The following is a 15,075-nucleotide window of genomic DNA, read 5'->3' on the forward strand; positions in this document are numbered from 1 at the left end:
CCGGCGTCGTCAGCTCAGGCCGCTCGCCCACGGGTAGGTCTTGAGGTACGGATCCGGTGCGACCGGCTTGCCGGAGTTCCACACCTCGGTGATCAGGCCGTCCGCGCCGATCTTGCCGATCCGGGCGGTCTTCGCGATGTGCTGGGTCTTGCCGTCGACGGTGACCAGGCCCTCCGGAGCGTCGAAGGTGATCCCGTCCGAGGCGGCGCGGACCTTCTCCACATCGAAGGCGCCGGCCTTCTCGACCATCGCCTTCCACAGGTGCACGCCGACATAGGCGGCCTCCATCGGGTCGCTGGTCGGCTTGTCCGCGCCGTACTTCGCCTTGTACGCGGCCACGAACTTCGAGTTCGCCGCGCCCGGAGTGGTCTGGTAGTAGTTCCAGGCCGTCAGCTGGCCCTCCAGGTACTGGGTGCCGATGCCCTTGACCTCTTCCTCGGCGATCGACACCGACACCACAGGCATCGCGGCGGCGCTCAGACCCGCCGACTTGTACTCCTTGAAGAAGGCGACGTTGCTGTCACCGTTGAGCGTGTTGAACACCGCATCCGCGCCGGATGATTTGACCTTGTTCACGATGGTGCCGAACTCGGTGGAGCCCAGCGGCGCGTAATCCTCACCCAGCACGGTCATCCCGTTCGCGGCCGCGTACGCCTTGATGATTTTGTTGGCGGTCCGCGGAAACACGTAGTCGCTACCGACCAGATAGACCGACTTCGCGCCCTGCGACTTGAGGTAGTCCAGCCCGGGAACGATCTGCTGGTTGGTCGTCGCTCCGGTGTAGAAGATGTAGGGCGACTGCTCGAGTCCCTCGTACTGCACCGGGTAGAACAGCAACGCCTTGTTCTTCTCGAACACCGGCTTGACCGCCTTGCGGCTGGCCGACGTCCAACAGCCGAAGACAGCCGCCACCCGGTCCTCGGAGATGAGCTTCTCGGCCTTCTCCGCGAAGGTGGGCCAGTCCGAGGCGCCATCCTCACCGACCGGCTGGATCTTCTTGCCGAGGACGCCGCCGGCCGCGTTGATCTCGTCGACGGCGAGCATGATGGAGTCGCGGACGGTGACCTCGCTGATCGCCATGGTCCCGGAGAGCGAGTTGAGCAGGCCCACCTTGACGGTGTCGCCGGAGACGTCGGCGGTGACGCCGGTCGCGCCACCCTCGTCGGTGGTCTTGCTGCCGCACGCGGTCATCGCGGCCGCGGCGACCAGGGTCATGGCACCCGCCAGGATGCGGCGGCCCCGGAATAATGACATCTACTCTCCCTGCGGTGCAGTCATGTGGCGAAAGGACGGTCGGTGCGGTCCGATGGAGCTGACGTGGGCGGTGCCGAGATCGACGGGTGGACGCCGCGCAGGGCACCGGCTCGGATATGGGCAGGGAAAGCGTTGACCGGCATGATTGCGCGCGTGTTTCCCGGTCCTTAATTGACTGTTTCCGAGGGACCGTCGAGTCGCACACGAAAAGCGGCCGACACCGTTGGGGAGGAAACGGTGTCGGCCGTTCGGAAAGACGCAGGGATAAGTGCCACCACATTGGTCGACGGCGAATCCGCCAACGGTGGGCACACAATGGTGAGATCTGACTCCTCGGCCAGATACTTCACGCAGGAAGCATCTTAGGGCGGGATCGGGTGGCGCTGTCAAGAGTCGGGTGGGCCGACTGCCGTGCCCGGTTCAGAGCTGAGCGAGCACAGTGAAGTCGAGCCCGTCGGCCTCGGCCAGGTAGATGCGCTGCCGGACGTGCCGCTGACGCAGCCGTAACCGCCCACGCGGCCCGTGGTAGGCGACCGTGTCGGCGGCCGTCTCGATGGCCCGTACGTCGAGGGTGCGGGCTTGGCCGATCAGCGCGGCGAGCAGCATGACGCCCTCGTAGCAGGACTCCCCCAGACTGCCCAGCGGCGGCGCCTCCACGCCGAAGCGCCGCGCGAACTCGCCGTGGAAGTCGAGGTTCTCCTGTGTGACAAGTCCGGCGAAGAAACCCGCGGTGCTGTAAAGCCTTCGAGTCGCGCCGGCACCACTGGCCAACAGCATGTTCTCGTCCATCAGGGTGCTCAGCCGCAGGCAGCGCTGATCCAGGCCGGATCGGGCGAACGCCCTGTTGAACCGCACCGCGTCGGCACCGACCAGCAGCATCAACACCGCGTCCGCGTCACTGTGCTCGATGCGGCGTAGCACCTCGGTGAAGTCGTGCGCGTCCAACGGCAGGAAGTGCCGGCCCACCAACTGCCCACCGCCGCGCAGCGCGTACCGCTGGGCGGCCCGCGCCGTACGGCGCGGCCACACGTAGTCGTTGCCCACCACGAACCAGCGGCGCACCCCCTGCTCCGCGGCGAGCATCCGCATCGCGGGCCACAACTGGGCATCGGGCGTCTCGCTGGTCAGGAAGACACCTTCGGTGCGTTCGCCGCCCTCGTAGAGTGCGGTGTAGACGTAGGGCACCCGGTGCGCGACGCGGGGTGCCAAGGCCTGGCGCACCGAGGAGATGTGCCACCCCGTCACCCCCTGCACGGCTCCCACCGACACCAACGCCTCGACCTCGGCGGCCACCTCGCCCGGCGGTGCGCCACCGTCGACAGGAACCAGGCGGACCTCCCGGCCCAGCACGCCACCGCACCTATTGATCTCCTCGACCGCGAGCTGCGCGCAGAGCTCACAGGTGGGGCCGAACATGCCGGCCGGCCCGCGCATCGGATAGACCAGCGCGATGCTGACCACGGCACGGTCGACGGTCAGCCACGGCGGTGCCGGCGCGGACATGAGCACATGATTGCCCGGCCCACGACGGAAGACCAGCGCTCACCACTGACCGGGACGACTCGCTACCATGACAGGGCCACCGGACCAGGGAGTTTCATGTCAGACGTGCCCGGGGCGCCAGCCGACCTGCTGCGCTCGCTCACCCGCGCCGAACGGCTGCTCTCCCGCCGGCTGGGCGCCGTTCTGGCCGACGACGCGATCAGCATCGAGGCCTGGAGGGTGCTCTGCCTGCTCGCCGACGGCCAGGGTCACCCGATGAGCGAGGTGTCCATCGAGGCGTCGCTGCCGCCGGGCACGCTCACCAAGCTGGTCGACCAACTCGTCGACCGCAACCTCGTCTTCCGTCGGATCGATCCGATCGACCGCCGACGGATTCGGGCGTACCTGACCGCTCGGGGCCGCCGCGAGCACGCCCGCCTGGACGAGCGGGTCCGCGCCAGCATCGCCGAACTGGGCGTGCCGCACGCCGCCGACCTGGTGAGCCAGATCGACGACCTGATCGGCCGTCTCGACCCGGCCCGGCCACGGGAACACGCCGACGCGTCCGGCCCCCACCGCTGATCCGTCCCCGGCTCACCGGCCGAACTTCTGGGCGAGCCGCAGTCTCACCCTGCTCCCCACGCGGCAAGAATCGGCCCGGGCTGGCCTCGATCGCGACCCAAGTCCAACCGCCGCCCGACCCGCACGCATCACTCGGCCACACGCGCCACCAGCCGCGAACGCCACCGGCCCCGCACACCCCAACCAGCCGCCAACACCACCCGGCCACACGGGCACCCAGACGCCAACGCCACCCAGCCCGCACGCCTTCACCAGCCGCGAACGCCACCCGACCGGACACCCCACTCAGCCGCGAACACTAACCGGCCACACGCGGCACCCAGCCGCGAACGCCATCGAGCCTCGCGCTGCACCCGCCCGAGAGCGTGATGTCTGTGAGTCATCGTGATGACTCACAGACATCACGCTCTCCGCAGTGTCCGCCTCCAGAACGGCCCCCGGGGTAGGCGGACCGACTGGGCTTCCTAGCCGGTGAGGTGGGCTAGCCGGTGAGGTGGGCGCGCAGGGTGCGCGCGTCGGGAGCGGTGGCCGTCCACAGGGTCGCCGGGCCACCGGCCAACGGCAGCCGGGCGACACCACCCTCGGCCGATGGAGGTTCGGCGGGCCGCGACGGGTCGACCACCAGCAGCGATCCCGTGGCCGGGGCGCCGCCGAGCACCGCCGGGCCGGCCCAGCCCGGCGCGTGCGGTCCCACCGCGAGGGACTGGCGCAGCAGCGGTCGACCCGCGTAGTCGACCTGGGTGTGCACGACGGCGCTGCCGGGCGCCTCGCCGTACCGGCCGCAGATCAGCTCGTCGCGCCACCGCAGGCCCGCGCCGGCGGCCAACTCGATCCGGGACTCGGCGAGGTGCGCGCAGCCAGCCGCCGCTACCAACTGTTCCGGAAGCCAGTGCAGCGTGGCCCCGGCGTGCACCACCGCCCGCACCGCCATCCGGGAGACGGCACCCACGCGGCCCGGTAGGGCGATCGACGCGGCGACGCTGTGCACCCGCACGGCCGCGCCCGGCCCGACCTCGATCTCCAGGCGCAGATCGTCGCCGGCCAGTGGCCCGGCCGCCCCGCCGACGAGGTACACAGAGGCGACACCACCGTCGGTCGGGGTCTGGCGCAGCAGCAACGGCGTTTCGCCGTGCAGCTCGACAAGGGCCGCGCCGCCCCGCCCGTCGGCCCGGGCGACCAGCCGGGCGAGCGCTCGCATCAGGCCGTTTCCACCGGTACGGCGAGCGGGTGCAGGGCGGCGTGGTGGGCCAACTCGTGCCGGATCCAGTCCGCGACCGACGTGGCGGTGGGGTCTCCCACGATGGACAGGAAGAGGGTCGGGAGGTCGCCGCGCCGGGCCCGCGCGTCACGATCCATGACGGCGAGGTCGGCGCCCACCATCGGGGCCAGGTCGGTCTTGTTGATCACGAGAAGGTCGGCGGCGGTGACCCCCGGGCCGCCCTTGCGGGGGACCTTGTCCCCGCCCGCCACGTCGACCACGAAGATCTGCCGGTCGACCAGCCCCCGACTGAAGGTCGCCGTCAGGTTGTCCCCACCGCTCTCGACGAGGACGAGGTCCAACGGGCCGACCGTATCGGCCAGTTCGTCGACGGCGTCGAGGTTGGCGCCGATGTCGTCGCGGATCGCCGTGTGCGGGCAGCAGCCGGTCTCCACCGCGCGGATCCGCGCCGGGTCCAGCACGCCGGCCCGCCGGAGGAAGTCGGCGTCCTCGGTCGTGTAGATGTCGTTGGTCACCACGCCGAGCCGCAACTCGTCGGCGAAGGCACGGCAGAGCGCGGCCACCAGGGCCGTCTTGCCGGAACCGACCGGGCCGCCGATGCCGACCCGCAGGGCACGGCCGGCACGCGCCAACGGCGGATGGGGGTCCACCCCCGGCTCCGGATGGGTGTGCGGAACGGTCTCGTCGTGGGGTGGGATGGCCGCCGTCGGCGTGCCCGGCGGCGGCGTGATCGGTTCGACGGCGGGCACAGCGCTCGGCACAACGGTGTCAGGACGCAAAGAGACGCACCTCCCAGGTGGCATGGATCTCGGCATGGATGTCGGCGAGTGGGGCGGCGGCGGCTGGCAGCCGCTCCGGTGGATCATCGGCGGCCCGCGCCGCGTCGGCGGCCGTGCCGTCGCAGGCGTCGGCCAGGCCGACCAGCAACGCTTGGACCTGGTACGGGTCGAGTCCGAGCAGACGTACGCCGGCGCTGGCCGCCCCGGTCAGCGTCCCGTACGCGGCGATCGTGGCGGTCTCGACACGGGACAGCCCGGCCGCGGCGCAGAGCAGCCCGAGCACCAGCGGCTGGTGTGCGCCACCGGGCGTCGCGGGCAGGTCGGCGAACGGGGCGTCCGACCAGATGGCCCGCCCGGCCCGCAGCAGCGCCCTACCCTGTCGGCGCGAGACCGCCCGCAACGCCGGGGCAGCGGTACGCGCGTCCAGCTCCGCGTCGAGCCGAGCCAGCGCCCCCGACCGGGCGGCGGACTCAGCCGGCGCGTCCGCCCCTCGGGCGGACCGGGCCGGGTTGGCGGAGTCGGCGGTCTCGGCCACCGCCGCCCGGTGTGCGGCTGCCGCGAACGCCGCGCCGACCAGACCGGCGGTGGCCAGTCGTCCGGCCAGGAACGCCTCCAACGAGGCCAGGTCGGTGACCCGGCCGGCGGCGACGGCCGCCTCCAGACCACCGGAGTGCGCGTGCGCCCCGGCCGGGAAGCGTCCGTCGGCCAACAGCAACAGCAGGCTCGGCGTTGCCATCAGAACAGGAAGTACCGCTGGGTCATCGGCAGCCGGGTCACCGGGTCCGGCTCCACCACCTGCCCGTCGATCCGCACCGTGAAGGTGTCCGGGTCCACCTCGATGCGCGGCATCGCGTTGTTCTCCGGCAGGTCGGCCTTGCCCCGCGACCGTACGTCGCTCACCGGCACCACCCGGCGACGCACGTCCAGGCGGAGCCCGGCGTCCACGGCCGCCGGGGCCACGAAGGCCAGGCTGGTGGCGGACGCCGCCGCGCCGTACGCCCCGAACATCGGCCTCGGCAGCATCGGCTGCGGTGTCGGGATCGAGGCGTTGGCGTCGCCCATCTGGGCGTACGCGATCATGCCGCCCTTGAGTACCAGGTGCGGCCGGACCCCGAAGAACGCCGGGTCCCAGAGCACCAGGTCGGCGAGCTTGCCCGGTTCGACCGAGCCGATCTCCCGTTCCAGGCCGTTGGCCATCGCGGCGCAGATGGTGTATTTCGCCACGTACCGTCGGGCCCGGTGGTTGTCGGCGGGCCCGTCACCCGGTAGGGCGCCGACCCGGTCCTTCATCACGTGGGCGCTCTGCCAGGTCCGCATGATCACCTCGCCGACCCGGCCCATGGCCTGCGCGTCGGAGCCGATGATCGAGATGGCGCCGAGGTCGTGCAGCAGGTCCTCGGCAGCCATCGTGGACGGTCGGATCCGGCTCTCGGCGAAGGCGAGGTCCTCCGGCACGGACGGGTTGAGATGGTGGCAGACCATCAGCATGTCCAAGTGCTCGGCCAGGGTGTTCGCGGTGTACGGCCGGGTCGGGTTGGTCGACGACGGCAGCACGTTCGGTTCGCTGGCCACGGTGATGATGTCCGGTGCGTGACCGCCACCGGCTCCCTCGGTGTGGTACGAGTGGATCGCCCGTCCACCGATCGCCCGCAGGGTGTCGGCGACGAATCCGGCCTCGTTGAGCGTGTCGGTATGGATCGACACCTGGACCCCGGACGCGTCCGCCACCCGCAGGCAGGCGTCGATCGCCGCCGGTGTGGTGCCCCAGTCCTCGTGCAGCTTGAAACCGCCCGCACCGGCCCGCAACTGTTCCCACAGCGCTTCGCTGGAGACGGTGTTGCCCTTGCCGAGCAGCAGCACGTTGACCGGCATGGTGTCCAGTGCCTCGTGCATCCGGGCCAGGTGCCAGGCGTTCGGGGTGACAGTTGTCGCGCGGGTCCCCTCGGCCGGCCCGGTGCCGCCGCCGACCATCGTGGTGATGCCACTGGCCAGCGCTTCGGTGACGATCTGCGGGCAGATGAAGTGCACGTGGGTGTCGACCGCGCCGGCGGTGAGGATCCGCCCGTTGCCCGCGATCACCTCCGTCGACGGGCCGATGACCAGGTCGGGGTGCACACCGGGCATGGTGTCCGGGTTGCCGGCCCGGCCGAGCGCCACGATGCGTCCGTCGCGCAGCCCCACGTCGGCCTTGACGACGCCCCAGTGGTCGAGCACCACCGCGCCGGTGATGACGGTGTCCAGTGCCCCCTCGGCGCGGGTGGCACGGGACTGCCCCATCGACTCGCGGATCACCTTCCCGCCGCCGAAGACAGCCTCGTCGCCGCCTACGCAGTGGTCGGTCTCCACCTCGATCAGCAGGTTCGTGTCGGCCAGTCTGATCCGGTCACCGGTCGTCGGGCCGTACAGGTCGATGTAGCGGTCCCGCCGCACGGCGCTCACCGCGTTGACCCGTCGGCAGTGACCGCGTGCGGCGAGGGGTCCAGCGGTCCCGCGCACTCTGCGCGCAGACCCGGCACGACACGTGCGCCGCCAAGTGGTACGAGCTCGACGCTGCGGTTGATGCCCGGCTCGAACCGGACGGAGGTGCCGGCCGGGACGGCCAGCCGCTGCCCCCAGGCCGCCCTGCGGTCGAACGACAGCGCCGGGTTGGCTTCGGCGAAGTGGTAGTGCGAGCCGACCTGCACCGGGCGGTCGGCGGTGTTGACCACGAGCACCGTGGTCACCGGACGACCCACGTTGATCTCGACCGGGTCGGCCGCCGGCAGGATCTCCCCGGGGATCACGGGATCGGGTGGTGCACCGTCACGAGCTTGGTGCCGTCCGGGAACGTCGCCTCCACCTGCACCTCCCTCAGCAGCTCGGGGATGCCGTCCTGGACGTCGTCGCGGCCCAACACCGCCCGGCCGGCCGACATCAGGTCGACCACCGACCGCCCGTCGCGGGCCCCTTCGAGGAGGAACGCGGTGATCACCGCGACGGCTTCGGGGTAGTTGAGGCGCAGGCCGCGTTCGCGGCGGGCGCGGGCGACATCGGCCGCGACGTGGACGAGCAGGCGATCCTGCTCGTGCGGGCTGAGGAACACGGGGCTCTCCCGGTGGGTCGGCGTGCCCCGGCTCGCCGTCGGCTCCACGCGGAGCCACCCGGGCACCAGGACCCGAGGGGACGAGCTGGGAGTCACACGACCGCCGGGCCACCGCCGACGGGGCGACCCGGGACTCCACCATCCCGGCCCGCACGACGGGCATCCGGCGGTGTCGGGTCGGATGCGGACCGCACCGCCCACCGCTGAGCAGACCGTAGAGGATCGCCACCGACCGAGGCAACAGTCCACTGGGGATCGGCCTGGTTCACGGCCCGGTGCGGGTACGTGTTCCCGTGCGGCGGCAGGCAGGGGATGATCACCGGATGACGGCGACGAGGGGTACGCGCGCACTGCTCGGTGTTCTGTTCCTGGCGGCGGCCACGGTCGGGACGTGGCTCCTCTGGCTGGGCTGGGACACCCGGTACACGGTCGACGCGCAGACCGGCGCGAGCAGCGGCCCGTACGAGCCGTGGCAGGTGATCGGCTGTGTGGTGACGCTCGTGCTGCTGGCCGCGCTCGCCGGGACGCGGCTCAGCCCGTGGTTGGTGGCGCCGGTGATGACCGTGGCGTTCACGGCGGCCTGGTCGTGGCGGGCCGCCGGGACCGACGACAGCGGGCTGTGGGTGGTCGGGGGGATTCTGGTGCTGGTCGGGATGGCGGCCGGCAGCACCGTGGTGAGCCTCGCGGCGCGGCGGGTCGGCCAGCGGTTCGCCGGCCGACGCGCCGCGAGATAACCGATCGCAGCGGGCCGCCGGTCAGCGGGCCACGGCGGGTTGCGGCGCTGGCACGCCGGCGAAGGGGATGTCGACGTGGTCGCCGGCCCCTGGCTGGCCGTCGGGGTGCCGCCACAGCCCACGCTCGCGAAGGATCGGCAGCACGCCCTCGCCGAACCAGTACGCCTCCTCCAGGTGCGGATAGCCGGAGAGGATGAACTCGTCGATGCCGAGCGCGTGGTATTCAGCGATCCGGTCGGCGATTTCGGCGTGGCTGCCCACCAGCGCCGTGCCGGCCCCGCCGCGGACCAGCCCGACCCCCGCCCACAGGTTGGGGGCGACCTCCAGGCCGTCGCGGGAGCCACCGTTGAGGTCGAGCATGCGGCGCTGCCCCTCGGACTCGCTGCGGCGCAGTCCCTCCTGCACGGCCCGGATGTCGGCCTCGGACACCCCGTCGAGCAGGCGCTGCGCCTGCGCCCAGGCCTGCTCGACGGTGTCACGCACGATGACGTGCAACCGGATGCCGAAGCGCAACTCACGCCCGGCGCGGGCGGCCAGCGCCCGGACCCGCTCCAGCTTGTCGGCGACCAGGGCCGGCGGCTCGCCCCAGGTGAGGTAGACGTCGCTGTGCCGCACCGCCACCGGAAGTGCGGCGGCGGAGGACCCACCGAAGTAGACCGGCGGCACCGGGTCGGGCGGCCGATGCAGCCGTGCCTGTTCGACGCGGACGTGGGTGCCGTCGTGGTCGACGGTCTCGCCGCGCCACAGCGCACGCACCACGTGCAGGAACTCGTCGGCCCGCGCGTACCGGGCGTCCTTGTCCAGGAAGTCGCCGTAGGCCCGCTGCTCCTGTGACTCGCCGCCGGTGACCACGTTGAGCAGCAGCCGGCCCCGGGACAGCCGCTGGAAGGTCGAGCCCATCTGGGCTGCGAGGGTGGGGGCCAGCAGCCCGGGCCGGAAGGCGACCAGGAACTTGAGTCGCTCGGTCACCTCGGTGAGCATCGCGGTGCTGAGCCAGGCGTCCTCGCACCAGGCGCCGGTGGGGGTGAGGGCGCCGACGAAGCCGAGTTGCTCGGCGCTGCGGGCGATCTGCCCGAGGTACGCCACGCTGGCCGGGCGGGCGCCTCCCGCGGCACCGGTCGGTACGCCGTGGCCGCCGCCGACGATGTCCCGGCTGTCGCCGTTGGTGGGTAGGAACCAGTGGAAGGTGAGGGTCATGGGGCTCTTTCCTCCAGCGGGGGCGGTCGGCGCACGCGGCGAGGCGGGCGCCTCCTGAGGGGTGGGACGATCCCGCCGACAGCCTACCCATAAAACCTATCGGGTTAGTAGGCTACTGCCGGCGGCGACACCTGTCGATGCGCCGCTGTCCGCCTGCCCCCGACCCGAGGAGCCGCCATGCCCACCCCGTCGACGAGCCGTCCCCCGCACCGCCGCCTCCTGACGGCGGCACTCAGCACAGTGGCGCTGCTCGCCACTGTCGCGGTGAGCGCGTGCGGCGGGTCCGCCGATGCGGACGGCGGCAGCGCTCAGAAGCTCCGGATCGGCTACCAGCGCTTCGGCGGGCTGAGCCTGGTCAAGGCGCGCGGCGCCGCACCGGATGTGGAGTGGTCGCTGTTCGAGAGCGGACCCGCGCTCACCGAGGCGCTCAAGGCCGGCTCCATCGACATCGGACAGGTCGGCGAGGCGCCGCCCGTCTTCGCCGCCGCCGGGAAGATCCCGTTCTCCGTCATCGGCACCTCGGCACCGATTCCGCAGGGGGAGGCTGTGCTGGTCAAGGCCGACCGGGGCTACCGCAGCTTCGCCGACCTCAAGGGCCGGACAGTGGCCCTCAACAAGGGGTCCAACGTGCACTGGCTGCTGGTCCGGCTGTTGGAGGCGAACAACATGACGTTGAAGGACATCCAGGTCAAGTACCTCAAGCCCGCCGAGGGGCGGCCCGCGTTCGACGGCGGGCAGATCGACGCCTGGGTGATCTGGGACCCGTACTTCGCCCTGGCCGAGCAACCGGGGGTCCAGGTGCTCGCCGACGCGACCGGTCTGGCCAGCAACCGCGAGTACGTCCTCGCCTCGCCCCGAGCGGTCGACAAGCGGACGGACGAGATCCGCGCTTTCCTCCAGCGCTACCGCGAGGTGACCGACTGGGGCATCGCCCACCCCGAGGAGCGGGCCAGCACCCTCGCTCCGGAGCTGAAGATCCCCCAGGACGTCACCAGCCGCGCCCTGGCCCGCAGCGCCAAGCCCCTCGCCCCGGTCACCCCGGCCATCGGCGACGAACTTCAGGCGATCACCGACAGCTTCATCGCCCTGGAACTCATCCCGGGGCCGGTCGACCTCCGATCCCGGGTCGACGGCCGGTTCAACGAGGTGTTCCAGTGAGTCGGGCGACGCTCGTCGAGGCGCCCGAAGAGGTCACCGCGGCGGCGCCTGTCGTACCCCGTCGTCAGCGGTCGACCCGGCGCTGGCGGCGGGTGGTGAGCCCGGTGGCGCTGGTCCTGGGGTGGGAGTTGGCCGCGCGGACCGGGCTGCTGGCGGCCGAGAAGCTGCCCGCGCCCAGCGACGTCCTGGCCACCGGCGCGCGGCTGAGCCGGGACGGGACGCTCGGAATCCACCTGCTGGACTCCCTCACCCGGGCCGGTGCCGGCCTGCTGATCGGCGGTCTCCTGGCCCTGGTCCTGGGCACCGTGGCCGGGCTGCTGCGGCTCGGTGACGACCTGGTCGACCCGCCGGTGCAGATGGCCCGGATGCTGCCGCACCTCGGGCTGGTCCCGTTGCTGATCATCTGGGTGGGCATCGGTGAATCACTCAAGATCAGCCTGGTGGCTCTGGGCGCGTTCTTCCCCATCTACTTCAACACCTACGCCGGGATCCGGGACATCGACGAGCGGCTGGTGGAGGCGGCCCGCACCTGTGGTCTGGGGCAGGCCGCCCGACTGCGGCACGTGGTGCTGCCCGGCGCGTTGCCGTCGCTGTTCCTCGGCCTGCGGCTGGCGATCGGGGCGGCCTGGCTCAGCCTGGTCGTCGGCGAGCAGGTCAACGCCCAGACCGGGATCGGCTTTCTGATGATGGAGGCGCGGGAGTTCAGCCAGACCGACGTGGTGGTGCTCGGCCTGCTCGTCTACGCGCTGCTCGGGCTGATATCCGACAGTGCGTTGCGGGTCCTGGAGAGGAGGATGTTGACATGGCGTCGCGGACTGCGGGCCACCTGATCGGCGCCGAGCCGGTGCTCACCGCCCACGCGGTGCGCCGGGCGTTCGGGCCGACGGTCGTGCTGGCCGGGGTCGACGTGACCATCGCCCGCGGCGAGGTGGTGGCCCTGCTGGGCGGCAGCGGTTCCGGCAAGAGCACGCTGCTGAGGATTCTCGCCGGGTTGGACGGCGAGGCCAGCGGGACGAGCGTCGTGCACGGCACCGCCGCGGTGGTCTTTCAGGAGCATCGGTTGCTGCCATGGAAACGCGTGGCGGAGAACGTGGGGCTCGGCCTGTCCGGCGCGGACGGCCCGGGGCGGATACGGCGGGCGCTGGCCGAGGTCGGTCTCGCCGAGCGGGATCGCGCCTGGCCGGCGGAGTTGTCCGGCGGGCAGGCGCAGCGGGTGGCAGTGGCGCGGGCCCTGGTCCGCGAGCCGGACCTGCTGCTGCTCGACGAGCCGTTCGGCGCCCTGGACGCGCTGACCCGCCTGCGGATGCAGATCCTGCTGCGCCGGCTGCGCGCCGAGCACGGCTTCGCCGCCCTGCTGGTCACTCACGACGTGGAGGAGGCGCTGCTGCTCGCCGACCGGATCCTGCTCCTCGATGAGGGCCGCATCGCCGCGGAACTGCCCGTCGACCTCGGCCCCACCCGCACGCCGGACGACCCGGCCTTCGGCGCGCTACGCCGCCACCTGCTCGACCGACTCGGCGTTCCCACCACCTGACGAGCGGAGCTGCGATGACCCGCTGGACCCCCGACCCCACGTTCTACCCCTCGCCCCGCGAGGCGGTGACCGCGCCGGCGGAGAAGCTCGCCTACGTGGCGGCCTTCGACCGGACGGCCAGCCGTCCGGACGCCATCGTGGTGCTGGACACCGACCCCGACTCCCCCGACTACGGCCGGGTCGTCGGCTGGACCGACCTGCCGTACGTGGGTGACGAGCTGCACCACTTCGGCTGGAACGCGTGCAGCAGCGCGCTCTGCCCGACCGCGCCGCACCCGCATGTCGAGCGGCGTTACCTGATCGTCCCCGGCCTGCGGTCGTCGCGCATCCACGTGCTCGACACCCAGCCGGATCCGCGCCAGCCGCAGATCGTCAAGGTGATCGGGGCCGACGAGTTGGCGAAGCGGGCCGGCTACTCACGGCCGCACACAGTGCACTGTGGCCCGGACGGCATCTACCTCTCCGCTCTCGGCGGCGCGGACGGCGCGGACGGCCCGGGTGGCATCGCCATCCTCGACCACACCACGTTCGAGGTCCGCGGGGCGTGGGAGGCCGACCGGGGGCCGCAGTTCCTGGCGTACGACGTGTGGTGGCACCTGACCCAGGACGTGCTGGTCACCAGCGAGTGGGGCACCCCGCCGATGATCGAGGACGGCATCATCGGTGAGCTGCTGCTGGGTCGACGCTACGGGCACGCCATCCACTTCTGGGATCTGGCGAAACGCCGGCACGTCCAACGGGTCGATCTCGGCGACCAGTACCAGATGCCGCTGGAGCTGCGGCCGGCACACGATCCGACGAAGTCGTACGGGTTCGTCGGCGTGGTGATCAGCGTCGAGGACCTGTCCGCCTCGATCTGGCTCTGGCACCGCGACGGGGACGCCTGGGCGGTCACCAAGGTCATCGACATCCCGGCCGAGCCGGCCGACCCGGCGAACCTGCCCGACCTGCTCAAGCCGTTCGGGGCGGTGCCGCCGCTGGTGACCGACATCGACCTGTCGGTCGACGACAGGTTCCTCTACGTCTCCTGCTGGGGCACCGGGGAGCTGCGCCAGTACGACGTCAGCGACCCGCTGCACCCGGTCCAGACAGGCTCGGTGCACCTCGGCGGGATCGTCCGCCGCACCGCGCACCCGTCCGCACCCGATGAGGCCCTCGCGGGTGGCCCGCAGATGGTGGAGGTCAGCCGGGACGGCCGGCGCGTCTACGTCAGCAACTCGCTCTACGGCGCGTGGGACGACCAGTTCTACCCCGACGGGGTGGGTGCCTGGCTGGCCAAGCTCGACGTCGACGTGGACGCCGGCGGGCTCACCCCGGATGAGCGGTTCTTTCCGCACGGGGATGAGTTCCGGGGCCTGCGGGTGCACCAGACCCGGTTGCAGGGCGGCGACGCCTCCTCCGACTCGTACTGCTATCCATGACCGTCACCACCCTCGCGACGCTCGCCGCGCTCGGCGCGTTCCATGGTCTGAACCCGGCGATGGGTTGGCTGTTCGCCGTGGCGCGGGGCCTTCAGGAGCGCAGCCGGCTGGCGCTGCTGCGCGCCCTGCCGCCGATCGCGGTGGGGCATCTCGCCTCGGTGGCCATCGTCGCCGCGTTGGTCGCCGCGACCCGCTCGGTGACGGCGAGCAGCACCCTCGCGGTGGTCGGCGGTGTGGTGCTGGTGGCCTTCGGGCTGTGGCGGCTGCTCTCCGAGCGGCACTTCCGCTGGGCAGGGATGCGACTGTCCGCAGCACAGCTCGCCGCCTGGTCGTTCCTCATGTCGTCGGCGCACGGGGCAGGGCTCATGCTGGTGCCGGTGCTGGTGGCCGAGCCGGTGCCCGGGGGTCACTCCGGGCACCTGGCCGCCGCGCCGGTCGGCGCGCTGTCCGGCCTCGCGGCGGCCGGGGTGCACACCGTGGCCATGCTCGGCGTCGCCCTGGCCGTGGCGCTGCTGGTCTACCAGGTGCTCGGGGTCGGCGTGCTGCGTCGGGCCTGGTTCAACGTGGACCGGCTCTGGGCCGGAGTGCTGGTGGCCGCGGGGTTGGTGACGCTGATCCGGGCATGACCGACCA

Annotated in this window: 16 protein-coding genes; 7 read left to right on the forward strand and 9 right to left on the reverse strand. The window is 71.9% G+C overall.

The window, feature by feature from the left end:
• Positions 1-9: 9 nt before the first annotated feature.
• Both urtA and AB0B48_RS05470 read right to left on the reverse strand, forming a co-directional pair.
• Positions 10-1,254: an urea ABC transporter substrate-binding protein gene (gene urtA, locus AB0B48_RS05465; RefSeq protein WP_355006684.1), complete on the reverse strand. Its 1,245-nt coding sequence runs from the start codon at positions 1,252-1,254 to the stop codon at positions 10-12.
• A gap of 420 nt (positions 1,255-1,674) precedes the next feature.
• Complete coding sequence (locus AB0B48_RS05470) at positions 1,675-2,757, reverse strand: substrate-binding domain-containing protein (protein ID WP_357196280.1); 1,083 nt, start codon at positions 2,755-2,757, stop codon at positions 1,675-1,677.
• A gap of 96 nt (positions 2,758-2,853) precedes the next feature.
• On the opposite strand from AB0B48_RS05470, the gene AB0B48_RS05475 reads away from it, so the two are divergent.
• Complete coding sequence (locus AB0B48_RS05475) at positions 2,854-3,318, forward strand: MarR family winged helix-turn-helix transcriptional regulator (protein WP_357196283.1); 465 nt, start codon at positions 2,854-2,856, stop codon at positions 3,316-3,318.
• 481 nt (positions 3,319-3,799) lie between these two features.
• On the opposite strand, the gene AB0B48_RS05480 is transcribed toward AB0B48_RS05475, so the two are convergent.
• From AB0B48_RS05480 to AB0B48_RS05505, 6 genes are read right to left on the reverse strand one after another with little or no spacing between them, the layout of a single operon-like run.
• Positions 3,800-4,516: an urease accessory protein UreD gene (locus AB0B48_RS05480; RefSeq protein WP_357196285.1), complete on the reverse strand. Its 717-nt coding sequence runs from the start codon at positions 4,514-4,516 to the stop codon at positions 3,800-3,802.
• Positions 4,516-5,268, reverse strand: a complete 753-nt coding sequence (gene ureG / locus AB0B48_RS05485) for an urease accessory protein UreG (RefSeq protein WP_357196365.1) — start codon at positions 5,266-5,268, stop codon at positions 4,516-4,518. Before ureG ends, AB0B48_RS05480 begins: the two co-directional genes overlap by 1 nt.
• 37 nt (positions 5,269-5,305) lie before the next feature.
• The gene (locus tag AB0B48_RS05490; RefSeq protein ID WP_357196287.1) at positions 5,306-6,052 is read right to left on the reverse strand and encodes an urease accessory UreF family protein; all 747 of its coding nucleotides are present in this window, start codon (positions 6,050-6,052) and stop codon (positions 5,306-5,308) included.
• Positions 6,052-7,755 (reverse strand): urease subunit alpha, encoded by a 1,704-nt coding sequence (locus AB0B48_RS05495; protein ID WP_357196290.1) that lies wholly within the window; start codon positions 7,753-7,755, stop codon positions 6,052-6,054. The genes AB0B48_RS05490 and AB0B48_RS05495 overlap by 1 nt, the downstream gene beginning before the upstream one ends.
• Positions 7,752-8,099 carry an urease subunit beta gene (locus AB0B48_RS05500; RefSeq protein ID WP_357196293.1) on the reverse strand — a complete coding sequence of 116 codons (348 nt, stop codon included), beginning with the start codon at positions 8,097-8,099 and terminating at the stop codon, positions 7,752-7,754. Before AB0B48_RS05500 ends, AB0B48_RS05495 begins: the two co-directional genes overlap by 4 nt.
• Positions 8,096-8,398: an urease subunit gamma gene (locus AB0B48_RS05505; protein WP_030335444.1), complete on the reverse strand. Its 303-nt coding sequence runs from the start codon at positions 8,396-8,398 to the stop codon at positions 8,096-8,098. The genes AB0B48_RS05500 and AB0B48_RS05505 overlap by 4 nt, the downstream gene beginning before the upstream one ends.
• A 323-nt stretch (positions 8,399-8,721) precedes the next feature.
• Between AB0B48_RS05505 and AB0B48_RS05510 the strand changes: the two genes are divergently transcribed.
• Positions 8,722-9,132, forward strand: coding sequence for a hypothetical protein (locus AB0B48_RS05510; RefSeq protein WP_357196296.1), 411 nt, complete (start codon positions 8,722-8,724; stop codon positions 9,130-9,132).
• A 21-nt stretch (positions 9,133-9,153) separates the two neighbouring features.
• Here the strand turns inward: AB0B48_RS05510 and AB0B48_RS05515 are convergent, their stop codons facing one another.
• On the reverse strand, positions 9,154-10,329 hold the full coding sequence (locus AB0B48_RS05515) for an LLM class flavin-dependent oxidoreductase (protein ID WP_357196299.1): 1,176 nt from the start codon (positions 10,327-10,329) through the stop codon (positions 9,154-9,156).
• Between the two features lie 177 nt (positions 10,330-10,506).
• Here AB0B48_RS05515 and AB0B48_RS05520 point away from each other — a divergent pair, with 177 nt between their 5' ends.
• The 5 genes from AB0B48_RS05520 to AB0B48_RS05540 are packed head-to-tail and all read left to right on the forward strand — an operon-like array spanning position 10,507 to position 15,068.
• Positions 10,507-11,487, forward strand: coding sequence for an aliphatic sulfonate ABC transporter substrate-binding protein (locus AB0B48_RS05520; RefSeq protein WP_357196301.1), 981 nt, complete (start codon positions 10,507-10,509; stop codon positions 11,485-11,487).
• Entirely contained in the window at positions 11,484-12,317 is an 834-nt protein-coding gene (locus AB0B48_RS05525) for an ABC transporter permease subunit (RefSeq protein WP_357196304.1), read from the forward strand. The genes AB0B48_RS05520 and AB0B48_RS05525 overlap by 4 nt, the downstream gene beginning before the upstream one ends.
• Positions 12,290-13,021: an ABC transporter ATP-binding protein gene (locus tag AB0B48_RS05530; RefSeq protein ID WP_357196307.1), complete on the forward strand. Its 732-nt coding sequence runs from the start codon at positions 12,290-12,292 to the stop codon at positions 13,019-13,021. Before AB0B48_RS05525 ends, AB0B48_RS05530 begins: the two co-directional genes overlap by 28 nt.
• 14 nt (positions 13,022-13,035) lie before the next feature.
• Positions 13,036-14,442, forward strand: coding sequence for a selenium-binding protein SBP56-related protein (locus tag AB0B48_RS05535; protein ID WP_357196310.1), 1,407 nt, complete (start codon positions 13,036-13,038; stop codon positions 14,440-14,442).
• A complete protein-coding gene (locus tag AB0B48_RS05540; protein ID WP_357196313.1) occupies positions 14,439-15,068 on the forward strand; it encodes a hypothetical protein in 630 nt (209 codons plus the stop codon). Before AB0B48_RS05535 ends, AB0B48_RS05540 begins: the two co-directional genes overlap by 4 nt.
• The last annotated feature ends 7 nt before the right edge of the window (positions 15,069-15,075 follow it).

Source organism: Micromonospora sp. NPDC049089 (genome assembly GCF_040648775.1).
GTDB lineage: Bacteria > Actinomycetota > Actinomycetes > Mycobacteriales > Micromonosporaceae > Micromonospora.